This window comes from Pedobacter sp., assembly GCF_965279535.1.
GTDB lineage: Bacteria > Bacteroidota > Bacteroidia > Sphingobacteriales > Sphingobacteriaceae > Pedobacter.
This window is the reverse complement of record NZ_OZ257244.1, coordinates 1,293,159-1,316,286: the sequence shown is the minus strand read 5'-3', so window position 1 is coordinate 1,316,286 and position 23,128 is coordinate 1,293,159. Positions and strand designations below refer to the sequence as shown.

The 23,128-nt window shown below is 38.9% G+C and carries 22 protein-coding genes and 1 tRNA gene; 6 read left to right on the top strand and 17 right to left on the bottom strand.

What is annotated here, in order from left to right:
- Positions 1–5 precede the first annotated feature (5 nt).
- The 9 genes from ACQY77_RS05160 to ACQY77_RS05120 all read right to left on the bottom strand — a co-directional run bounded on the left by ACQY77_RS05160 (position 6) and on the right by ACQY77_RS05120 (position 8,764).
- Complete coding sequence (locus ACQY77_RS05160) at positions 6–761, bottom strand: LytR/AlgR family response regulator transcription factor (RefSeq protein ID WP_421939053.1); 756 nt, start codon at positions 759–761, stop codon at positions 6–8.
- Between the two features lie 129 nt (positions 762–890).
- Complete coding sequence (locus ACQY77_RS05155) at positions 891–1,493, bottom strand: DUF1684 domain-containing protein (RefSeq protein WP_421939054.1); 603 nt, start codon at positions 1,491–1,493, stop codon at positions 891–893.
- Between the two features lie 6 nt (positions 1,494–1,499).
- A complete protein-coding gene (aroC, locus tag ACQY77_RS05150; RefSeq protein ID WP_421939055.1) occupies positions 1,500–2,597 on the bottom strand; it encodes a chorismate synthase in 1,098 nt (365 codons plus the stop codon).
- Positions 2,598–2,663: 66 nt separating this feature from the next.
- On the bottom strand, positions 2,664–3,953 hold the full coding sequence (aroA, locus tag ACQY77_RS05145; protein WP_421939056.1) for a 3-phosphoshikimate 1-carboxyvinyltransferase: 1,290 nt from the start codon (positions 3,951–3,953) through the stop codon (positions 2,664–2,666).
- A gap of 96 nt (positions 3,954–4,049) precedes the next feature.
- Entirely contained in the window at positions 4,050–5,189 is a 1,140-nt protein-coding gene (locus tag ACQY77_RS05140; RefSeq protein ID WP_421939057.1) for a chorismate mutase, read from the bottom strand.
- A 126-nt stretch (positions 5,190–5,315) separates the two neighbouring features.
- Positions 5,316–6,149, bottom strand: a complete 834-nt coding sequence (locus ACQY77_RS05135; protein ID WP_421939058.1) for a prephenate dehydratase — start codon at positions 6,147–6,149, stop codon at positions 5,316–5,318.
- Between the two features lie 395 nt (positions 6,150–6,544).
- A complete protein-coding gene (locus ACQY77_RS05130) occupies positions 6,545–7,495 on the bottom strand; it encodes a sterol desaturase family protein (protein WP_421939059.1) in 951 nt (316 codons plus the stop codon).
- Between the two features lie 4 nt (positions 7,496–7,499).
- Positions 7,500–8,558, bottom strand: a complete 1,059-nt coding sequence (aroB, locus tag ACQY77_RS05125; protein WP_421939060.1) for a 3-dehydroquinate synthase — start codon at positions 8,556–8,558, stop codon at positions 7,500–7,502.
- The gene (locus ACQY77_RS05120) at positions 8,558–8,764 is read right to left on the bottom strand and encodes an RNA-binding S4 domain-containing protein (protein WP_090883686.1); all 207 of its coding nucleotides are present in this window, start codon (positions 8,762–8,764) and stop codon (positions 8,558–8,560) included. Before ACQY77_RS05120 ends, aroB begins: the two co-directional genes overlap by 1 nt.
- Before the next feature lie 96 nt (positions 8,765–8,860).
- Here ACQY77_RS05120 and ACQY77_RS05115 point away from each other — a divergent pair, with 96 nt between their 5' ends.
- Positions 8,861–10,045 carry a proline dehydrogenase family protein gene (locus tag ACQY77_RS05115; protein WP_421939061.1) on the top strand — a complete coding sequence of 395 codons (1,185 nt, stop codon included), beginning with the start codon at positions 8,861–8,863 and terminating at the stop codon, positions 10,043–10,045.
- 96 nt (positions 10,046–10,141) lie between these two features.
- On the opposite strand, the gene ACQY77_RS05110 is transcribed toward ACQY77_RS05115, so the two are convergent.
- The 4 genes from ACQY77_RS05110 to ACQY77_RS05095 form a co-directional block, all read right to left on the bottom strand.
- Complete coding sequence (locus ACQY77_RS05110) at positions 10,142–10,456, bottom strand: Mpo1-like protein (protein WP_421939062.1); 315 nt, start codon at positions 10,454–10,456, stop codon at positions 10,142–10,144.
- 9 nt (positions 10,457–10,465) lie between these two features.
- A complete protein-coding gene (locus ACQY77_RS05105) occupies positions 10,466–11,101 on the bottom strand; it encodes an HAD family hydrolase (protein ID WP_421939063.1) in 636 nt (211 codons plus the stop codon).
- Positions 11,102–11,276: 175 nt separating this feature from the next.
- Positions 11,277–13,988: a PQQ-dependent sugar dehydrogenase gene (locus tag ACQY77_RS05100; protein WP_421939064.1), complete on the bottom strand. Its 2,712-nt coding sequence runs from the start codon at positions 13,986–13,988 to the stop codon at positions 11,277–11,279.
- Between the two features lie 97 nt (positions 13,989–14,085).
- Positions 14,086–14,271 (bottom strand): hypothetical protein, encoded by a 186-nt coding sequence (locus ACQY77_RS05095; protein ID WP_421939065.1) that lies wholly within the window; start codon positions 14,269–14,271, stop codon positions 14,086–14,088.
- A gap of 214 nt (positions 14,272–14,485) precedes the next feature.
- On the opposite strand from ACQY77_RS05095, the gene ACQY77_RS05090 reads away from it, so the two are divergent.
- Complete coding sequence (locus ACQY77_RS05090; RefSeq protein WP_421939066.1) at positions 14,486–14,716, top strand: cold shock domain-containing protein; 231 nt, start codon at positions 14,486–14,488, stop codon at positions 14,714–14,716.
- A gap of 1 nt (position 14,717) precedes the next feature.
- On the opposite strand, the gene ACQY77_RS05085 is transcribed toward ACQY77_RS05090, so the two are convergent.
- Positions 14,718–15,266 carry a GAF domain-containing protein gene (locus ACQY77_RS05085; protein WP_421939067.1) on the bottom strand — a complete coding sequence of 183 codons (549 nt, stop codon included), beginning with the start codon at positions 15,264–15,266 and terminating at the stop codon, positions 14,718–14,720.
- A gap of 222 nt (positions 15,267–15,488) precedes the next feature.
- On the opposite strand from ACQY77_RS05085, the gene ACQY77_RS05080 reads away from it, so the two are divergent.
- Both ACQY77_RS05080 and ACQY77_RS05075 read left to right on the top strand, forming a co-directional pair.
- Positions 15,489–15,686, top strand: coding sequence for a cold shock domain-containing protein (locus tag ACQY77_RS05080; RefSeq protein WP_421939068.1), 198 nt, complete (start codon positions 15,489–15,491; stop codon positions 15,684–15,686).
- A 172-nt stretch (positions 15,687–15,858) separates the two neighbouring features.
- On the top strand, positions 15,859–16,641 hold the full coding sequence (locus ACQY77_RS05075) for a helix-turn-helix domain-containing protein (protein ID WP_421939069.1): 783 nt from the start codon (positions 15,859–15,861) through the stop codon (positions 16,639–16,641).
- A 257-nt stretch (positions 16,642–16,898) separates the two neighbouring features.
- Here ACQY77_RS05075 and ACQY77_RS05070 read toward each other — a convergent pair whose 3' ends face one another.
- On the bottom strand, positions 16,899–18,143 hold the full coding sequence (locus ACQY77_RS05070) for a Na+/H+ antiporter (RefSeq protein ID WP_421939070.1): 1,245 nt from the start codon (positions 18,141–18,143) through the stop codon (positions 16,899–16,901).
- A 182-nt stretch (positions 18,144–18,325) separates the two neighbouring features.
- On the opposite strand from ACQY77_RS05070, the gene ACQY77_RS05065 reads away from it, so the two are divergent.
- Positions 18,326–18,399: transfer RNA gene (locus ACQY77_RS05065), tRNA-Ile, on the top strand.
- Between the two features lie 727 nt (positions 18,400–19,126).
- The gene (locus ACQY77_RS05060; RefSeq protein WP_421939071.1) at positions 19,127–20,983 is read left to right on the top strand and encodes an alpha-1,3-galactosidase-related protein; all 1,857 of its coding nucleotides are present in this window, start codon (positions 19,127–19,129) and stop codon (positions 20,981–20,983) included.
- A gap of 63 nt (positions 20,984–21,046) precedes the next feature.
- Here the strand turns inward: ACQY77_RS05060 and ACQY77_RS05055 are convergent, their stop codons facing one another.
- Together ACQY77_RS05055 and ACQY77_RS05050 are read right to left on the bottom strand one after the other, a co-directional pair.
- The gene (locus ACQY77_RS05055) at positions 21,047–22,807 is read right to left on the bottom strand and encodes an ATP-binding protein (RefSeq protein WP_421939072.1); all 1,761 of its coding nucleotides are present in this window, start codon (positions 22,805–22,807) and stop codon (positions 21,047–21,049) included.
- A gap of 3 nt (positions 22,808–22,810) precedes the next feature.
- A complete protein-coding gene (locus tag ACQY77_RS05050; RefSeq protein ID WP_421939073.1) occupies positions 22,811–23,125 on the bottom strand; it encodes a circadian clock KaiB family protein in 315 nt (104 codons plus the stop codon).
- Between the last annotated feature and the right edge of the window lie 3 nt (positions 23,126–23,128).

The window sequence follows — 23,128 nt, the reverse complement described above, 5'->3', positions numbered from 1 at the left end:
TCGATCTAATTTTTGGTAAATCTGGATAATATTTTCTTATCAATAGATCTTTCCATCAATTCCTGCCTGTTGCCCGCACTTATGGGCACAGTAAAGTTATGCTCTAAGTGGATTTCGTGGTTGGTAATGGTCGAAATATGATTGATATTAATGATATATTGCTTATGTACCCGCGCAAAGATGTTTTGTGGAAGTTGTTTCTCCAGATTTTTTAAACTTACCAGGATAATGTGTTTATCATCTACCGTAAAGAGTTTCGAAAAATCGCCCATACTCTCAATGTAAATCACATCATCATATCTGAGTTTAGTAATGCCTTTGGTTTCCCTGAAATAAAAGAAATCACCTTCCTGTTCTTTCGAAACTTTTTGATCCTGCTCCAAAAAACTCTTCGAATTTTTCTTAAGTTCGATATATTCTATAGCCTTATTAACGGCCTTTAGTAATCTTTCAAATGTTGCTGGCTTAACCAGAAAATCTATAGCATCTAAGTCGAAACTTTCAACAGCGTAATGGCTGTGCGAAGTGATAAATATAAAAGTGGGTTGATTTTTTAGGCTTTTGAGGAGGCCGGTACCCGATAATTCAGGCATATCAATATCAGAAAAAACAATATCAACTTGTTTTTCAGAGAGCACTTTTAATGCCTCTATACCGCTTGAACAAACGGATACAATATCGAGCAATGGTATTTTTTTGAGGTGCATTTCAATAGCATCTCTTTCAATTTCATTGTCGTCAACAATTAAACAACTATACATAATTTAGGGGAAATAGAATTATTTATAGTACACCGGTATAAATGAATATTCTTTAATAATATTCAATATTAATCTTTTTTGATTGGGAATAAAAATAAAACGCTTTAAAATGTATAAGTTATACTACGATTAATGCTTTTTCTCACCAGAATACTTCATTTCACCTGCTTTTATGGCCAAAGGGAGATCATTTTCTGCCGGCGGAACCGGACAACGATATCCGGCACTGTAGGCGCAATAGGGGTTGTAAGCTTTATTGAAATCTAATTCTAACATCTCATTCCTGATATCTTTCAGATCCAGATCAATGTATCGTCCACCACCATAGGTTTCTGTGCTGTTTGTTTCGTCTGTAAAAGGAAGGAAAAGGTAATCTTTATACTTAGGGTTTTTTGACAAGGCTGTGCTTTTAAAAAGAGTCATCTGGATAGCCTGCCCCTGTATCGTAAATTTAATTTTTGCGTAACGGTAATATTCCTGACTGCTGCCATCAACAGTAGGCATTTTAAACACTTTCTCATGCTTCAAAACTTCTACCTGAGCCATTATACGATATGAACTATCAGGATCAAAAAAATGCAAATTTTTCAGGTCATTTTCTTTCAAAGGAGAATGGCCGTCCGTAACAAAATCTTGTTTATAAGCTTCGCGATGGGCGGCTATTTTTGCCTGATAATCCTGAGCAGTTGCACTTAGGCTGATAAACAGGAAAAGAATCAAAAAGTGTCTCATAAAATATTAAACAATGCTTACTTTATTGCGGAGGAATTGATCTGCCAATACTAAAGCGGCCATAGCTTCAACAATAACTACTGCTCTTGGTACTACACAAGGATCATGTCGTCCTTTACCTTTAATTTCTGCAGCTTCGCCGGCAGCATTAATGGTTTGTTGGTTATGCATAATGGTGGCTACAGGTTTAAACGCTACTTTAAACGTAATATCCATTCCGTTGGAAATTCCGCCTAATATACCGCCTGCATGGTTGGTAATGGTTTTAAATACTTTTGCATCTGCGGCTTTCGGCTGCGGAATATCGTTGTGCTCTGATCCCCGAAGTTCGCTTCCGGCAAAGCCCGAACCATATTCGAAACCATGTACAGCATTGATACTCAGCATCGCTTTTCCTAAATCAGCATGAAGCTTATCAAAAACTGGTTCTCCCAAACCCGCCGGACAACCTTTAACCACACAGCTTATTTTGCCGCCAACAGTATCGCCATCTTTTCTCACCGAATCAATAAATTCAATCATTTCATGAGCCGTTGCCGGGTCAGCACATCGCACTATATTCTCCTCCCTGATTTGAAGAAGTGCATCCAAATCATTGCTTTCCAGGTTAGGTGCTTCAATTTTTCCCACAGCTGTAACATGAGCAAAAACTTCAATCCCCTGTTGTTTTAAAAATAGTTTGGCTATTGCACCTGCAGCAACTCTCGCTGCGGTTTCCCGCGCAGATGAGCGTCCACCTCCTCGGTGATCCCTGATGCCGTATTTCGCGTCATAAACATAATCGGCATGGCTGGGGCGGTATACATCTATATTATGTCCATAATCTTTCGATCGCTGGTCTTCATTCGGAATTAACAATGCAATCGGTGTTCCTGTACTTTTTCCTTCAAAAACACCTGATAAAATCTGAACGGTATCGCTCTCTTTTCTTTGGGTGGTAATTTTAGATTGTCCCGGACGACGTTTATCTAATTCTGATTGAATAAATGCTAAATCGATGTCTAATTGTGCCGGACAACCATCAATAATTACGCCGATGGCTACACCATGAGATTCGCCGAAGGTTGTGATGCGGAAAAGTTGACCAAAAGAATTACCTGCCATGTTTTATGATAATTGTTGAATGAATGATTGAATGACTGAGTGATTGAATGAGAGAATGAGTGAATGTTATAATGTGGTTACTTCAAAGCCAGCTTTTTTCAAATCTTCCCAAAAATAAGGATAAGATTTTTCTACAACCTGCATTTCTTCAATTTCTACTTCCTTAACCAAAAGTGCTAAAGGGGCAAAAGCCATGGCCATGCGGTGATCTTCATATGTGGCGATGGTAATTTTATCGGGAAAATGAAGCTTATCACAGTTTAAGGTATATACCAGATTATTTTCTGTTAAAGTTACGCCTATTTTAGCCAGTTCGTTTTGCAATGCTGCTATTCTATCGGTTTCCTTAATTTTTAGCGTTTCTAAACCCGTAAACGCCATATTTTTGCCTAAAGCAGCAGCAATTACCACTATGGTTTGTGCTAAATCAGGGCAGGTTTTTAAATCCAATACTGCTGGGGCATCACTCGCTTTTTCATTGGATTGAATTGAGATACCGGTTGCAGTTTTACTGGTTTGGATCCCGAAGATTTCCATAATCTTTTGGATCTGGCTATCTCCCTGAAGACTTTTTTCTTTTAATGCGGGCAAACTAATTTTTGCCTCATCAGCTAAAGCAGCAATGCTATACCAATAAGAAGCAGCACTCCAATCGGGTTCCACTACCAGAGTTGCTGGTTTAAATGTTTGTGGTTTTATGCTTATAGAATTGCCTGCCCAATGGTGTTCAATACCTACCGAGCTCAACATATCCAAAGTCATATCTACATAGGGTTTGGAGGTTAATTCACCTTCAATTTCTAATACCAAACCTTGTGGAAGGATAGGAGCGATCATCAACAACGCAGAGATATACTGACTACTTACGTCACCTTTGATGCTAACTTTTTCAGTTTTCTGGTTTAATGGGCCGATAATATTTAATGGAGGAAATCCCTCATTTTCTGTGTAAGAGATGTCGGCACCTAAAGTTTTCAATGCCTCCGCTAAAATACCAATCGGGCGTTGTTTCATCCGCTCTGTTCCGGTTAACAAAAAGTTGCCATTCTTTGCTGAAAGATAAGCAGATAAAAACCGCATAGCTGTTCCTGCCGGACCAACATCTACCAGTTCCGAGTTATTTGTCTGGAGTTTGGTATTTTGTCCCGATTCATTATTCTCAACGCCCAGTTTGTTGAGGATACCGTTCAAAGTAACGGTGTCTGCAGCGTTGGAGAGATTTTCTACTTGAACTAGTTTTTTGCTTAAAGCGCTTATAATAAGGGCTCTGTTGCATTCGCTTTTTGATCCGGTTAATTGGATTTCCGTGTTAATATTCTTATTTCCTTTGAAAGAAACTAAGGCGTTTTTCGACATTTTATGCTGTTTTATTCTTAAATGTACAGTGTCAAACATTGCTATTCAACACTGTACGGTAGTTTATATAGACCCTTGGTGGTTCTGGTCTAAGGCTTACGCTTTAACTTCTGTATGTTGTTCTGCAGCGATGCCTTTTTCTGCTTTACCGGCATTCATAATTTCAGTTTGCTTACGGATAGATTCACCGTGAACCAATTCTAAGAATTTCTCAGTAAAGTTTAAATCTAATTTTAATGCTTTGGCAAAAGCGTGTCCTTTTTGGATAATCGCATCCCAACGGTTAACCTGGAGAATAGTTACCTGGTTATCGCGTTTGTATTCGCCGATTTTTTCTACGATAGACATACGCTCACCTAGTTTTTGCAACAATACGTCATCAATTTTATCAATTTGCTTACGTAAGTCGGCTAACTTATCTGCGAAAGCTGCATTTGGAGCTTCTGGTTCACGCACAGTTAAGCGATCTACCAATTCTGCTAAAGCAGCAGGGGTTACTTGTTGTTTAGCATCAGTCCATGCCACTGAAGGATCTACATGAGATTCGATCATTAATCCTTGCATGTCTAAGTCTAACGCTTTTTGAGCAATGTAAGGGATCAGTTCGCGGTTACCGCAAATGTGACTTGGATCGTTAATGATTGGTAAATCAGGGCATAAAGTTTTCAATTGAATAGCCATTTCCCACATTGGCTCGTTACGGAAAGAGCTCTTTTCGAAAGATGAGAAGCCGCGGTGGATAGCTCCAATTTTGGTAATTCCTGCACCATTGATACGCTCAATCGCGCCAATCCATAATTGAAGGTCAGGGTTAACCGGGTTTTTGATTAATACTGGAATATCATGGCCTTTTAAAGCATCCGCAATTTCCTGTACCGTGAAAGGATTTACTGTAGAACGCGCACCAATCCAAAGAATATCTACGCCAGCAGCTAAAGCCTCTTCCACGTGTTTTGCATTTGCCACTTCAACAGCTGTAGGTAAACCAGTTTCTGCTTTTGCACGCTTTAACCACTCTAAACCAATGCTTCCGATACCTTCGAATTCTCCCGGACGGGTACGTGGTTTCCAGATACCTGCTCTTAAAACAGATACTTTACCTGTATTAGCCAATAAATGAGCTGTAGTTAATAATTGTTCTTCAGTTTCTGCACTGCATGGGCCAGAAATCAACAACGGTTCGTTGTTTGTGTTTAACCAAGTGTTTAGCGGTTGAATGTTTAAATTTAGTTTCATGATATGGGGGGTGTAATATTTTAATGTTCTGTTAATTTGTTATGTTGGCAAGGACCTTTTTTTGTTTAACGGTCTAGCCACTTCATTTGTTAATTGTGTTTTGGATCAATTCAGCAATTATCGATTTTATACCTTGTCATTCTTCTGATACTCACCGAGTATGTTAAAGTTTGAAGTATATTTTAAAGCTTTTCTTACTGCTTTATCATACTTTTCTGTGCTTGGCCATTCTAAGTCAACATAGAAATAGTATTCATTTCTCTTACCTAATACCGGCATCGATTGAATTTTGGTTAAGCTAACTTCTTGCTCTGCAAAAACATTTAATACAGTAGCCAATGAACCTGCTTTGTGGCCAACCTGGAAACAGATAGAGGCTTTGTTTATTTTCTTGCCTTCGTCTGTTTTATCTTTTTTAAGGATCAAGAAGCGGGTGTAATTTTTCTTGTTTGATTCTACCCGGCGTTCCAATATGTTTAATCCGTAAAGTTCTGCAGCTAAAGTGTTTGCAATAGCCATGGTGTCGGTTAGTTTTTCCTCCTGTATACGTTTGGCACAAGCCGCAGTATCGTTGCTTTCTACGATTTTGATATGTGGATAATCATAAAAGAAATCAATACACTGACGGATAGCAATAGGGTGGGAGGTTACGATTTTGATATCCTCAAATTTAACACCAGGAAGTGCCATTAAGTGTAACTGAATGGGAAGATAAACTTCGCCCACTACTGCAAAACCATAATCACGAATTAGCGTATAGTTTGGTAACAGACTACCTGCAATAGAATTTTCAATGGCCATGACCACAAAATCGGCTTCATTTTTTTCCAATCTGTCGCAGGTTTCTTTGAAAGAGTTACACTCAATAGTGTCAATCTCCTTGCCGAAGAATTTGTATGCTGCTTCTTCATGAAAAGAGGCCTTAATACCTTGAATCGCTACTCGCTTTTTTGTTTCCATTTTTGTGTTAAAACAAAAAAGTCCCGGCTGTTGGCCGGGACTTTTTTATACATTTTAATATTGTTATATATCTTTTTGCATATTAGCCCCGGCTCTCACTAAAATAGTAAAAGTAACCAAAGTAATATGTGCTAAATTGTTTCATTTCTTTTTTTGAATTGACCAAATGTACTAACAAAATTTTATTTGTCAATAGGGAATTGAAAATTTTTTAAACAAAATTTAATTTTTTTTCAAAACAACCGTTTGCGTATCGGGTTTAAATATCTTCTGTTAAGGTTAGAGAATCGTTTTTTTGATTTCAATTGGGCTTGAGAAATTTTTTGTTAAAATGCTTGGGGTCTACAAAAACAAATCCCCTGAAGCTTTTATCATCAAGGGATTGAGTATTATTTTCAAATGGCAGAACTTAATTTGGAATGATTTTCGTTGAAGTGTTCTGATCTATTCTGCTCTTCTGCTTCACGAAGTTCTTGCTGCATCACTTTAGCTATTTTGGTACTTCCATCATGGCTCCAGCCTGGCGGATTAAAAATGTATTTCAGTTTATCCATAAAAGTTGGTGCTTTTTGTACATCAGCTTTTAATGCAATAAATTCGTGAAAAATAATGTTTACAGGCCCCGTGTCTTTGGGTTGAGTGGTCAAGCCATATTTAATAGCATCTTCCGGTAATTCTTCCTGAAAGGTTCCAAACCATCTATCCCAAAGAATTAGCACCATACCCATGTTTTTATCCAGGTAACGTACATTACTGGCGTGGTGAACGCGGTGATGAGAAGGGGTAACGAATATATATTCGAACCAGGGGTGTAATTTTCCTACTTCCTGTGTATGCACCAGGTTACCGTAAATTTGTGTAACCAGATAAGCAAATAAAATATCCATGGCGGTAAAACCCATAAATGCAAGTGGCAAATAGAAGAATACCCGGTAAAGCGGTTCAAACACAGTTGAGCGGAAACCTGTTGTTAAGTTAAAGTGCTCTGACGAATGGTGCGTTACGTGCATCGCCCAAAAAAAACGAACGTAATGACCTACAGTATGTAAAAACCAGTAAAGGAAATCCTGAGCAAGTACCAGTACAATCCAGTATATCCAGATATTTTGAATCTGAAACAGCCTGAATTGATAACAATAATCTAATAGAAAGAAGGTTGCGGTTTTCATTCCCAGGTTAATCACTACCGCACAAGTCATGAGGTAAATGTTGGTCCAGGTATCTTTTTTGGTGTATAGTTTTTTATCGTGTTGATAGCTGAAGTACATCTCCACGATGGTAAGCACAATTACAAAGCCAAACAAGGCACCAACAGAAATGTCGCTACTTGAAAAACTAAGACTCATTTTTTTATAAACTGTTGTAATATTCCAAACTGCTCAAAATATCTGCGGTAGCTACACGGCAGTTAAACGTGCATTTACCATTACTTTCTAAAAGTGAAAATAATATGTTACCATCTTCATTTTTTTTATCGCTCTTCATCAATTCCAAAAGACTGTCGAAACTTTCTTTTTGGATATGATATTTAGGGTATAACGATAAAATATATTCACTAATATCTTTAAGTTCTGCTTGAGTGAGGGTACTGTTCTTAATAGATAATGCTGCTTCACAGATGAAACCAATGGCAATTGCCTCACCATGTGTTAAAGGATGCTCATCGTTGGCCAGTGAATAACTTTCTACTGCATGCCCAATGGTATGCCCGAAATTTAAAATCTTACGCAGGTTTTTTTCATGTGGATCAATCGTAACGACGTCGTTTTTGATCTCCACAGAGCGGTAGATGTCTGCTGCAGCAGGGTTAAGGTAATCTGTAGTTTTTAAGCGCTCATAATAAGCTTTGTCGGCGATTAAACCATGCTTAATCATTTCGGCAAAGCCAGATAAAAGCTCTCTCTTGGGCAGGGTTTTTAAAAACTCAGTTTCAATAAACACCATTTGTGGAAGCGTAAAAGTACCTACCATATTTTTTACGGTATCCACATCAATTCCTGTTTTACCGCCTACAGATGCATCAACCTGAGAAAGCAGGGTTGTTGGTACATTAACAAAATCAATTCCACGTTTATAAGTAGAAGCAATAAAACCACCCATATCGGTAATAACGCCACCACCAAGATTGATCATTAAGCTTTTACGGTCAGCTTCAAAATCCAGAAGCGTTTTCCAAATGCCAATGCAGAAGTCGATATTTTTGTTTTCTTCGCCTGCGGCAGTTTCAATGAGGTCGAATTCCTGAAAATCATCCAGAAAAGATTGGAAAACAGGCAAACAAACTTCGCTGGTGTGCTCGTCTGTAAGTACAAATACTTTACTGTATTTATGGCTTTCGATTAAGTTTTTTAAGGCTTCTAAACCGCTTTCGAAATAAAGCGTATGGCCTGCGCTGGTTAGGGGCTCCATTAAATGATTTCGATTTTATGTTCGGCAAAAGTAATAATATCTCCAACACGAACCTTCAAACGTTTGCGATAATCTACTTCGCCATTATATTTTACCAATCCTTCGGTTACAACAGTTTGGGCATCGCCACCACTGCCAACCAATCCAGTAGCTTTTAATAACTGGATTAATGGAATAAATTCACCTTCGAGTTTAAATTGTATCATTTGTGATGCAAAAATACAATTTATTTAATCGATTAGGCTTTTAACAATCAATGCTTTTTATAATTTTGCACCAATCTGACTTATTCAAATAAACAAATGGATTTATCCCCCAATAAACAACCGAATTTCGATAATACGGAAGTAGCTTTTCGTCAAAAAAGTAATGCAGAACTGAAAAAAGCTTACTGGCTTTTTAAAATGATAGGAAGCAATTTTCTCACTAAAGTAGGTCCTCCAATAACCAATTTTTTTCTGAATATCGGCCTTCCCATTCAGGGAGCGATTAAAGCCACTATTTTTCAGCAGTTTTGTGGCGGTGAAACGATTGCAGAATGTGATCATGCGATTGCTCAGTTGCACAAAGGTGGTGTTGGTACAATTTTAGATTACTCGGTTGAGGGGGAGGAAGAAGAACAGGTATTTGATGAGACTTGTGAAGAGATTATACGTACCATTCTACGTGCGGATGGGGATGTGAAAATCCCAATTACGGTTTTCAAAATTACTGGTATCGGTCGATTTGCCTTGTTGCAAAAAATAGATGCGAAAGCGGTTTTATCCGATTCGGAGCAAGCAGAATTTGATAAGGTGAAAGCACGTTGTGAGAAAATCTGCCGTACGGCTTTCGATAAAGGCGTTCCCATTATGATAGATGCCGAGGAAACCTGGATTCAGGATACCATTGATGAACTGGCTTTAGATATGATGCGTAAATTTAATCAGGAGCGCATCATTGTTTACAATACTTACCAGATGTACCGCCATGATAAACTGGCAGATATGAAAGCCGATCACCTGATTGCCAAAGCTGCTGGTTTCATTTTAGGCGTTAAAATGGTTAGAGGGGCTTATATGGAAAAGGAACGTAAACGTGCTGAAGAAATGGGATATCCTTCACCAATACAACCAGATAAAGCAGCCTCTGACCGCGATTATGATGAATCTTTACGTTATTGCGTTGATCACATAGAAGAAATTGCCATTGTTGCTGGAACACATAACGAGGAGAGCAGCAGGTTATTAACCTATCTTTTGGATGAGAAGAATATTCCTCATAATCATCCACATGTTTACTTTGCTCAATTATTAGGTATGAGTGATAACCTGAGTTTTAACCTGGCCGATTCCAACTATAACGTAGCTAAGTACGTGCCCTATGGGCCAATAAAAGCAGTAATGCCTTATTTATTCAGACGTGCCCAAGAAAACACCTCTGTTGCCGGACAAACGGGAAGAGAGTTAGGATTGATTCAAAGGGAGTTGAAGAGGCGAGCGATTTGATAAGTTTGGAGTTGGGCGTTTTGAGGCAGGAGTTTTTCAGCAAAGCACCCATCATTTTTCACTTAGATATTCAAAGCGGCAGTTCATTGCCAGGAGTTAAACCTTGAAGGACTGCTTGCCGGTTAACAGATCATAAAACAAGATAAAATCGCTTGCTAAGCTATAGCCCGGATACTGAAAAGTAGCGGGCTTATTTTTTTCGAAGAAGAAATGGCCTACCCAGGCGAAACCATAGCCCAAAACAGGCATAGCCAGAAAGAAGCGCCAGTCGTGAAATAAGAAACCGGTAAAGAAAGCCAATAATACCAGGCCTGTTCCGATAAAATGCAGCACTCTGGATGTTGTATTGCTATGCTCACTTAAATAAAACGGATAAAATTCTTTTAGTGATTTATATTTCTTCTCTTGCATAACTTAAATTTAAATAATTCCGTTTGATTTTAGTACACTTTCCAGCTGATCGGGTTTTTCAGTCATTAATAAAGTGTTTAGACCAACCTTTTTTGCGCCTTCAATGTGTTGCGGGCTGTCATCAATAAAAAGTGTCTCAGCTGGATTAAGATTATTTTCTTTAAGCACCTGTTCAAAAATATTGGTATTTGGCTTGCGCAATTTCATGTGTTGAGAGAAATAGGCCTTTTCAAAGTAATCGTCGTAATTATTGATCTTAAAAGTAGTTTTCAGATATTCAATAATCCAGTTATAGTGAATTTCGTTGTTGTTGCTCAGTAAAAAAGTACGGTATTTCGCTTTAACTTTTAATAATAAGTCGTGATTTTCTTGCATGGTACCGATAAGCAAACTGTTCCAGGCCTTGTCTATTTGTTCATCAGTAAGCTCGGGTTTGTTCGCTGCTTTTCTAATACCAGCTCTAAATTCCTCAGGTGAGATTGCACCAGTTTCAAAATCGTCGAACAAGTGGTTATGGCCTTTGTGGGCAAAGAAGTTTTCGATATCAGTAATCCCCAATTGTGCAAAGGCATTTTGGGTAATTTTAAAATCTATTTCGAATATAACATTGCCGTAATCGAAGATAATATTTTTGATGTGTTGCATGTAAATTTTCAATTTTGCGCAAAGATATTACTTTTTATTTGCTGGTCTGTAGGTGACAGGTCATGGTTTTCCAATTGGGATTGGTTTATTATGTGGGCCGGTCTCTGAGCCACAGACCATGGAACACAATGAGGATCGAAAATATAACTGGTCTGTGCGCCACAGACCAGCGGGATCATTTGGGCAATACCGTTAAAGACTTTATCACTGGCCAGCTTTTACTATCCTTTGCTTTGATGGATTTAAAAATAAAATAAAGGGCATGCAGTTTTCCATCTATAATGAGGTTAATCGGGCTGCTTTTTCGTAGTGTCGATTTACTGATTATTGCTCCATCGAGGCTATCCAATCTGATTTCCATTTCTCCATCTGTTCCTTCTTCCAAACTCGCATAAGAAAATACAAAACTCGATATTCCGGTTAAATCAATATTTTTAAGTGCTATCCAGCCATTGTCTTTTTTCAGGATCAACTTCTCTCCACCGTGCAAATCTTTTTTCTCAAAACCAGAGAAATGCTTCATATCACTTGCTTCAATCTCACTGTTTTGCAGGTTAATTAAGTTAGTAGTGGTAAGCGGTCTGAGTCCGGCTGAGCCTGCATCGGTATAACTCGCTTTGAGTGTTAATACAGTTTTCTTTTTTTCAATATTAGCAGGTGGCACAACTTTACCATTAACCGGTAATGAATGAGGTAATGCTTTTTTGGCGCTCAGCGTCATGATCCATTCTGTAATTTTTTTAACATCGGCTTCTTTCATTGTTGCATGTGCGGGCATAGGCACTTCACCCCAAATACCCTGGCTGCCACTAATTATTTTAGAAGCCAGATAATCTACAGCTTTACCATCATTTTTATATTTTAAGGCAATTTTATCAAAAGATGGTCCGATCGATATAGCAGATTCTTTATGGCAAGTACTGCAATCAGATTTAAGCATTAAGGTTTTACCAATCATCATCTGTGTAGCTTGTTGGTGGCCAAGCTGAGCTCCTGCCAAATCAGTTCCTTCCGTATAACTGCTGGAAATATAAGCCCGGCTATTGTTAACCTTTGCGCCTTTATCATTGATTAAAACCTTATAGTCAACGGGTTTGCCGGGGAAATAGAAACTCTTGTTGCCCGATAGCATGATTTCTACTGAAGGGTGCTCATTACCAGCAAATACAGTAATGGTATTGCTCTTGGCTGCTGCCTTGCTTTTGTCTATTACTTTGACATTTACAGGATATTCTCCTGCTTTGCTAAAGGTATATTGTAAGGCAGGTGCTGTGGTGGTTTTAGTTATTCCTTTTCCAAGGCTCCAAACATAGGTTAAAGCATCACCGTCAGGGTCTTTAGCGTTAACTTTCGCAGTCATTTTATATGGAAGCATGCCGCTGGTTTTGGTGATATCCAAAAGCGTTATAACCGGCGGACGGTTGCCTTTTAAATAATCTATTCTTGTGATCGCTGCGTCTGGATTTTTAGTAAACCAACCTTTACCATATTCTAAAATGTATAATTTTCCATCTGGACCCTCTTCCATATCGATAGGGGCTGCGAGATCAACTTTAGCTAAAAACGGCTCCATGCTCAGATAATCCCCTTCTGGTGATAGGGTAACGGCTTTAACCCAACCTCTTACCCATTCATAAATAATCAGTTTTCCATTATAATAGGCAGGATAGGGCTGGTTATTTCCTTTTGGATAATACACCGGGCCAGCCATTGCAGTTCTGCCCCCAGCACCAACTTGTGGAAACTCTTTGGATTCTCCATATGGATACCAGATGAAGGCAGGCTGCGCAGGAGGGAGGGTATTGAGCCCCGTGTTGTTTGGCGAGTTATTGGTTGCACCTGTGGAGAGAAAAGGCTCTCCATTTGTTCCGGTGGTATAATCGTAAGCCCGATAGGGATAATTATTCCCGATAAAGAAAGGCCAGCCAAAATTTCCGGCTTTGCGTGCCTGATTAACTTCGTCGTATCCCCGGGGACCTCTGAGCGGATCATCGTTTGTCGCATCCGGGCCCACTTCTCCCCAATACAGGAAATTATTTTTCTGATCTACAGAGATTCGATAAGGATTGCGGTTGCCCATTACATAAATTTCAGGTCGGCTTTTAGGATCGTTTTTACTAAAGAGATTTCCGTCAGGAATACTGTATGTGCCATCTTCATTTACTTTAATCCTAAGAATTTTACCCCTTAAATCATTGGTGTTCCCTGCAGATCTTCTTGCATCATATTGTTGAAGTCCCTCTCTGTTATCTAATGGTGCATAACCTTTGTTTACAAATTCTTTTTTGGGTACATCAAATGGTGTAGAATTATCTCCGGTAGATACATAAAGCAGGTTGTCAGATCCAAAGGCAATGGATCCACCTGTATGGCAACAGATCTCGCGTTGAGAATAGAACTCGAGTACGATTTTTTCTGATGCAGCAATGACCTGGTTGTTAATTAGTTTGAAGCGGGATAACCGGTTTACTGATTTGTCAAAAGGACTATAGAAAAGGTAAATATAGTTGTTGGTGGCAAATTTAGGGTCTGCGGCCATACCCAATAATCCTTCCTCTGCGTTTACATCCGGGTTACTGGTTTTAAAATAAACATTAAGTTTGCCGGCTTGTATTAATTTTTTAGTTTGATTTTTATAGATTAATATTTCTCCTCTTCGCTGGGCAACAAGAATATCCAGATTGGGTAGTACAGCCATTTCTGTGGGTTCGGTGAATTCTCCCTGAATCAATGTAGTTTTCATAAAACGGTCTTGTTCAGGTGTATCTATGGAATAGCTGCGAACTCGTTTAATGCCACGCGTTTCAATCTTTTGGGGAATTACAGTTGTTGCGGCAAGCGAAACTAGCGCTACGAAAGCAAGGAGGATTCTAAATTTAATATTCATCGGTTAGACTGGTAAGAGTTGATAAATATAAAATTTTGTTGAAAGGCTTTACGTAATATCTTGATTATAATTGATTTCACCACAAAGACTCAATGCATTATTTGATCACGAGTATGGTACCATCATTTTTTAGTTTGTAATAAAATTGTTTCTCCTTGTGCCGATTAAGAATTTCAATGTTTTCTACTTCTCCGGCTTTTCCGGTGTCATCTTTAATCTGATCGCCTTCCTGGATACTTTCCAAATCTGCATTAGACGTATTTCTGGTTACTTTTTTCATCATGATAGAGATAGATTACAAACAGACAACAGCTTTTTTTGAATGTTAGTTTTAGATAAATTAAGATTGGTACAGTCCTGTTAAAGGGAAGCTTTATTGTATATCACTGTTTTTAGTATCTATATCTATTAATTAGTATCAAACATCTACTTTAGGATCAGAATTGATATTAAAGGTATACATTTATATTCAAGTTAAATGCTCTAAACAGCTCTATATGAATGGTGTAATTACAGCTTATAATAAGCAAAGAGGATTTGGGTTAATATCCCAGTATTTAGTGCCTGAAAGTATCTATTTTGATATTTCAGACTGTAAAGCGAAAGGATTATATATTGGCAGTTCTGTTCAGTTTGATATAGCAATAACCAAAAAAGGGCGGGTAGCTAAAAATATTATGGGTATGTCTGTACTCAAACGCAATGTTAAGTCACGTGTTTTGGTCTAATTTAATGAATTTCCATATCCAGGTTGATTGCATCATAAACTAATCGGGAGACTTTTCTGGCTTGGAATTTCAGTTCTATAATTTCCATTACAGTATCTCTTAAGTCGCGCATAAAGGCAATTTCAAAGGGTTCCATCAGGCGGGGTTGATGATCCATGATACAAAAAGTACCCAAATTATATCCCTCTTTTGTCCTTAAGGGGAAAGCGGCATAGAATTCAAGTCCAAAATGGTTTGCTATGAGTGGATTAGACAAGGCGCTGGGATCTTTTTTAATATCTTCAATAGAGAAAAAGCCATCCAATAGTATGGCTGAGGCACAAAGACCGGGTGCTTTTGTGATTTCTACTATAGGCAATCCCTGCACAGATTTAAACCAAATCCGGTCTTCATCTACTAACGAAACAATTGCAATAGGAACATTTAAAAATTGTGATGCAATTCTGGTAAGGCTATCGAAAGCACCATCTTTTGGGGTATCAAGGATATCATAATCGTGTAGTGTCTTTAGACGCAACGATTCCCGGCCACTCATCTGGTCAATTTTCATTTAATAATTAGGGATGGATTAACAGGATTAAATTTAGAGATAAGAGGAGTATTTACAACAATTGTCAATAACTATCGTACAACTATTAGTGATAATCGTGATTTGGACAGCGATTTTTTAATTTTAGACCATAAATAATACATGAAATTGAACACAATTGGTTCTTTTTGGCATGGTTATTTGTGATTCTGGCTAAAATGATTAATGCATTCAAAAAACAATATGATTAGGCAACGGGGAATAGTACGAAACTATAATAAAATAGAAGAATTAGGGTATATCGAAAATGAAAATGGTGCTGACGTATTATTTTTTAAGCAGAGTATAGCTGAAAATAGTTTATTAACCGAAGGAGAGCGGGTTACTTTTTGTGTTCATCAGGTTTTACAAATCGCCATACTGATATCACCAATAGATTAGATAAATTTTAATCTGTTATTTGCTTGAAGTGTAGATTAACTTATACGCTACAGCGCATTTTTTGTAATTAAACTGAAGAAAATTACGCTCATTTTCGATTTGTTTTAATAACATTGTGCCGTTTAATTTTTCGCCCAACTTATTCTATAATCAAAATGAATGGATAGCAAATATGGTAGAACTAACGCTACTTAAAGGCACTTATACTAAAGGAACGGCATTACAAGCTCATTACCCTATGCGTATTTTGGTAATTGAAGCTGGAACAGGGGTTTTGCATATGAACTCTGGTGATTACAGCCTGTTTGGAGGTAGGGTGTTTTTTATTCCTGAGGAGGGATTGGTTAGGCTGCAGGGAGAGATAGGATCGGGTTATTGGCTTAGCTTTAGTAGCGCCATTTTTGCAGAGTTTTTATTGCAACACTTAGATCCTGCGGCAAAGAATCTGTTTTTAACTTTGTCTTTCCGCGATAAAAATGTCGAAGAATCAAGACAAATTTATAGTCTGCTTGAACAGCTGAGGCGGGAAATAGCCCATAAAAAAGAATCTCGCTTTTTATCACAATACATTTCTTTATTTTTAGGCTACACCACAGGTTTAGATGGATACCTTACTGCCTTAACCTTTGATCAGTTGCAGCAGGTTATGCGCTTCAAAGCTATTTTGGAACAGTATTATAAAACAGAGAAAAATATTGGGTTTTATGCTGCGGGCATGGGGTTTAGTACAAATAAGCTCAATACATTTCTGGATGCTGTAATGGGTAAAACTTTTTCCAGCTTAATTAAAGATCGGCTGATGCAGGAAGCAGAATACTTATTGCTGCATAGCGACTACACTACAGCTGAAATTGCGCAGGTTTTGGGCTTTGCTACTACTGCCAGTTTTAACAATAGTTTTAAGCGATACAGTGGATTAACCGTTATCCAGTTTCTATCGGCAAATAGTTTATAAACGAAAACCGATGTGGTTGTTAAAGAAATAATGCATAAGCGCTTATCTCTTCAAAGTAACAGTTCTTCTAGGCCTCACCACATTCATTGCAGTGCTCCAAACGCGTAAGGTTTTGTTCGCTGCACCGGATTTCAGCCACATCGATTTTACACTGCTAAATTAAAAAAACTAAAATAAAACCTCAAGAGTATGGTTAAAATGTGACAATCGAATTTGCAAGTAAATAAATGCCTGATAAGAAGATATTTGTATTGTAATCACCTCTTTTTTAGTTGTTTAACAATCCAGGGTAGCGTTAATCCCTGACCGATCAGCGTAAACAGAACTACAGCCACCGATATAAAAATTATGGCATTTCGTTGCGGGAATGGTTGGCCATTGGCGAGTTTGGCTGGCAAACCGATAGCAATGGCTAAAGAAACAATTCCGTGCATTCCCGACCAACTGATGATCAGGCTGTTTTTCCAATCCAGTAGTGCTTCTTCTGATATTTTACGCTTACCTTTTTTAAATGCTTCCTGCAGGTTGAATTTTTGCATAATTACCCTGATCATTCTCAATAGTAATGCTACCACTGTTATTATGGCAGCATAACCAATATAAGGTAAAATATCAGCTTTGCTTATGCTATCATAGATGTATGGAAATTGCAGGCCTATCAGGATAAAGATCAGGCCGTTTAACAGGAAGATAATCATGTCCCATATGGATTTTGATTCGTTTCGAAGTTTTTCTGGAAGTACTTTGTTACTGAAACGGGCAATCCCTAAACCCAAAATCACCACGGCAATAACACCAGAAACATGAAGCTCCTCTGCAATCAGATAAGTTACAAAAGGGCTTAGCAGCATAAAACTTATGGTAGCTAAGTTGTTTTGATGGAATCTTTTGATGATGAATGCTAATATTTTGCCCATAATCACACCAATTATCACGCCCCCGGCCATAAGCCCTAAAAATTGCAAAGATGCTTTCCAAAATATAAATGCCGATCCGGTTACCGCTGCAACCGCAAATCTGTAGGCTACCAGTGCAGAGGCATCATTAACCAGGCTTTCGCCCTCTAAGATGGTATTGGTTTTGTGAGATAGCCCTAATCCTTTTGTAATACTCATTGCTGCAACAGCATCTGTGGCTGATAGGATGGCACCAAGTACGAAAGATAGTGGCCAGCTCATATCGGGGATCAGGTAATGTGCCACTACCGCAATGCCACAGGCTGTGATAAAGACCAATGAAATGGCCAGTGTGGATATGGTATTTAAATTGGTTTTAAAATCTTTAAAAGAAATATTAAAGGCTGCATCATAAAGCAGGGGAGGCAAAAAGATGAGGAAAATAATTTCCGGGTTGATGTCTACCTGGGGCAGACCGGGGATAAATCCGATTGAAATGCCGGCAACAATTAGCAAAATGGGATAAGGTAATTTTATTTTATCGGCAATGGCCGATAGTCCGATCATAATGGCAAGTATAAAAATAATGACACTGTAGTTCTCCATGAAAAAGTGGGTTTGTCCCGGCTGAAAGTACTAAAGTTAAGAGGTAACGCTTAAAAACCAAATTTTTAACCTCTTGAAAATGAGTTTATATTTAAAAAAGTTCAATTTTGCGTAAAAAGTTTTTCTTAAATTCAATGCAAATTTGTAACATTGCACTCGCAAAAAACAAGATTGTTTTTTCAGGGCCTATAGCTCAGTTGGTTAGAGTAGAAGACTCATAATCTTTTGGTCGCTGGTTCGAGCCCAGCTGGGCCCACAAAATTAAAAGCTTCATCTGCAAAAGATGAGGCTTTTTTTTTGCCCGGTTTGGGCGAGAAGTAGGATCCCGACTTAACGTCGGGGAGCCCAGCTGGGCCCACAAAATTAAAAGCTTCATCTGCAAAAGATGAGGCTTTTTTTTTTGCCCGGTTTGGGCGAGAAGTAGGATCCCGACTTAACGTCGGGGAGCCCAGCTGGGCTCACAAAATTAAAAGCTTCATCTGCAAAAGATGAGGCTTTTTTTTTGCCCGGTTTGGGCGAGAAGTATGACCCCGACTTTAGATCGGGAAGTCGGGCAGGGACACAATTTTAAACCACTTTTATCGACTATTTTGTCTTCAAATCCTTTTTACTCGCTAGACCAGTTTAGTTCGCTGGCCATTGGTGATAATGGAGAAACCGGGTTGGCAAACGTTTGTCTGTTAATATGTTTGTAATGTCTGTACAAAATCCTCCGTGGGTTTGTATGTTTGTTTTTTAGTGAAATTAATGGTTTGTAAATCAGTTTGTTGTGTAAGTGTTGTAGCGTTTGATTGACGATTTTTTTATCATTATAAACAAACGTTTGTGTTAAAATTGCCAGGCATTTTTTTGGTTAATCGTTTCAGGCTTAGCTACCTTTAAGAAAACCAATTGTTTCACAGAAACATTTGCGATAGTAGCCAATCTTGCCCACAATATCAGCACTATTACCTTTTGTCAATTTCTAACCAGAGATAGTATTTATGAATAAGATAATCAACTCTTTAAATGGAATTACCCGCTTGAAAACGAGGGGTATATCTATTCTGTTACTTTGCCTTTTGACAATTTCTTTAAAGGCACAAACAAAAGCGAAGGTTTATACCTTGGCCGAACATGACATAGTACCTAACAATGGAAAAAATAATACTGCCAGGCTCTCTGTATTACTGAGTAAAATCAAGGCAGAAACAAAGGCGAAAGAAGCCATAGTAATTAAATTCCAAAAGGGGAGGTATGATTTTTATCCCGAAGGAGGAACGATCAGGGAATATTATATTTCCAATCACGATCAAAACAATCCGAAAACGGTGGGTATTGCCCTCGAACAATTTAAAAATATTACCCTTGAGGGCAATGGGGCTGATTTAATATTTCATGGGCGCATGCTCCCGATTTCTATTGTTGAGGCCACAGATGTGAAGCTCGAAAACCTCAGTATCGATTTTGATAAGCCGCAAATTGCGCAGGTGAAAATTATTGAAAATGATACTGCAAAGGGAAATATTGTTTTTGAAACGGCTCCCTGGGTTAAGTATCTGATCAAGGACAGCGTTTTTTACAACACCGGGGAGGGTTGGGAAATGCAGCCAACATCGGGTATTGCATTTGAAAGCCAGAGTAAACATATTGTTTTTAACAGTGGAGATATCCGTGTAGGAACAAAAGGGGTAACGGAACTGGCACCAGGTAAAATAAAAGCATTTAACTGGAAAAATAAGAAACTGATTCCAGGAACTGTAGTCGCCATGAGAAGCTGGGCACGCCCGGCGCCTGGCATCTTTGTACATAAAGGTAATAATATCCGTTTGGTAAATGTAAAGGTACATTATGCAGAGGGCATGGGCTTGTTGGCGCAGTTGACCGAAAATATCTACATGGACGGCTTTGGCGTATGCTTAAGAGGGAAAATTGATCCCAGGTATTTTACCACACAAGCCGATGCAACACACTTTTCTGGTTGCAGGGGGGAGATTATATCAAAGAACGGTTTGTATGAGGGTATGATGGATGATGCCATTAATATTCATGGTACTTACCTTAAGCTGGTTAAAAAAGTTGACAGTAAAACTGTGATAGGCCAGTACATGCACAGCCAAAGTTATGGGTTTGATTGGGGCAATGCTGGCGATAGCGTGCAGTTTATCCAATCGAAAACAATGGAGCTTTGGGATGGACAAAACACCATTGCCTCCATTACTCCTGTAAAAGCTCAGGAAAACGATCCTGTCAAAACATTCCGCATTCAGTTTACAAAGGTCCTGGATGAGGAAATAGACCCTTCCAAACAAGATATTGGGATCGAAAATTTAACCTGGACACCTGCTGTTGTCTTTACCGGAAATACCATCAGAAATAACAGGGCAAGGGGAGCGCTTTTCAGTACACCACGGCGAACACTGGTTGCGCGTAATTTGTTTGATCATACATCCGGAACAGCTATTTTGCTCTGCGGGGATAGTAATGGCTGGTATGAAACGGGAGCCTGCAGAGACATTGAAATTACTGACAACAGATTTGTAAATGCCTTAACAAGCATGTATCAATTTACAAGTGCCGTGATATCGATTTATCCGGAGATTCCGGATCTGATAAACCAAAAAAAATACTTCCATTCGGGAATACGAATTCACCATAACCAATTTAACACTTTTGACCGGCCGGTTTTATATGCGAAATCTGTTAAAGGCATATCGTTTGAGTATAATAAAATTATAACCAATCAGGAGTATCCTGCTTTTCACCGAAACAAAAATGTAATCAGTTTCGACCGGGTAATTCAGGCTGAAATTAAGCATAACACCATCGACGGTAAAACAACAGATCTTTCCCTGAAATAACCTTGAATAAAGCGATTGTACTTGAGCGTTAAACAATCTCCTTCAGGTAAAGCTGAAGGAGATTTAAGGTTGTGCTATAAGCGGTAAGCTAAAATAAAAAACAGAACCAATACCCGGTTCACTTTCGGCCCAGATTTTACCTCCATGCCGCGCAATAATTTCTGCTGAAAGATAGAGTCCAATTCCAAAACCGGAAACCGTTGCCATCTGTGGAGTTTCAGCCCGATAAAATCTTTCGAAGAGTTTAGGCAAATCGGTACCATGAATACCCATTCCTTCATCGCGAACTCGGAAAATTACATTGTTGTCTTCTTGGTAACTATCAACATCGATACGACTATCAGCCGGAGAATATTTAACTGCATTACTCACCAGGTTGTTGATTACATGACCTAATTTATCTCTGTCTGCATTTACAAACAGTCCTTTCTGGCAGGAAGAGGTAAGGTGATGGCTGGTAACCGTAGTACTGTATTCGTCCATGATCTCCTTTATAAGGGAAGCTATTTCTAAGGGTTGTTGCTCCAGCAGGAGCTTGCCAGATTCCAGTCGCGATAGGTTAAGAAAGCCGTTAATCATGCTGGTCATCTTATTGATCTGGCGTTCAGCACCTTCCAGTGCCTTTCCGGCAAACATATTCTCTTCTTTTCTGGCTTTTAACTGCATAAACTGGATGTACCCTTTCATGGAGGTAAGGGGAGTTTTAAGCTCATGGCTTACCATTGCAATAAAATCATTTTTCCTTTGCTCATCTTGCTTTTGGTCTGTCACATCCATCAGCACAGCAGACACGCTACTGAAATGTCCGTTAAGATCTTTTTTAACCTTACCTACAACGCGCATCCAACGCCGTTCACCGGAAACGCAATGTATGATCGGATAGGTAGAATCAACAGGCTTACCCGAGCTGAGGCAATCTTTTAGTATCTGTTCCAGCTCCGGAATATAAACAGGATCTACACAGGCTAAAATCATTTTCCAGTCGAGATCTCCGGTAACCGGAAGCCCGTAAAGTAGCCTAAAACGTTCAGACATTTCTGCCTTACCAGTTTTAAGATCCAGGCTGCAGCTACCCAGGTCTCCGGCATTAAACGCAGAACTCAGGTTGTCTTCACTTTCTTTAAGACTTTCCAAAGCGGTTTTGAGTTGCCTGTTCACTTCTGATTGCTGTTTAATGGCTGTTGCAAGTTCCTTGTTTTTGGCTTCGAGTTCAAGTGTTCGAAGGTTGACAATCCGCTCTAAATTTTCATTTAATTCAGTAGTTGTTCTCCTGGATTCTTCAAGTTCCTCATTCCTGATTTCGAGCAAAGACTGGTTTCTTTTAATCTCACTGAGGTCGGTAATGATGATGCTAAGCGCTGTGCCTTCATCCAGGTTCAGGGCTTTTAACGACAATTGTACACATACCCTTTTCCCCTCACCATTCTGGAGTTCGAGTTCTATTTTAGTATCAGCGGTCCAGGCTGCATCTATTGTTTCTTTTGCAAGAGATAAGTTATCTAAAGGTACAAAATCAAGAAATTCCGTACCGATTGCTTTTTCCAGCGGGACTTTGAAAAAATCGGCGAAATTAGAATTGCAGTATAATATTCTTCCGGATAAATCGAGGGTTAAGGCACTTTCTGTCATCTGCTCGATAAAAATCCGGTAGCTTTGATCGGCAGTTTTGAGGGTAAAAAGCTGATGGCCGTTCTCTCCATTTACCACCAATGCATCCACCTCACCAGAGCGTATGGCGTCAATGATATCGTTAGCCTCGCGAAGTTGCATCTGAAGTTCTTTATGGGCTTGTTCAAGCTGAATGTGTTCGATCGATTTTTCCATAAGTTATCCCCTGATGCCTAGTCCTGCAAGTACGCTATCTCTATGAGAGAAATCGCCGATAAGCCTTCTTTTTGGGGAGGGCGATTTTTTGATCAGCATGGGAAGGGCCGTAACATTTTCATCCCGAACAAGGAGTGGCTGTTGGTGTGCATCAATAATTTCCAGTTCGTATCTTCCCTTCAGGAATTCTTCGCAGATGTTGCGTAAATTTTTTATTGCTCTTGCTGAAATGGGGGATGAGCCGGCAATAAAGAGCCGCAGGGTGAAATATTCATCCTGCTCATTATTTTCCCAGATCGGTTCATCCTGTATAGCCATTTT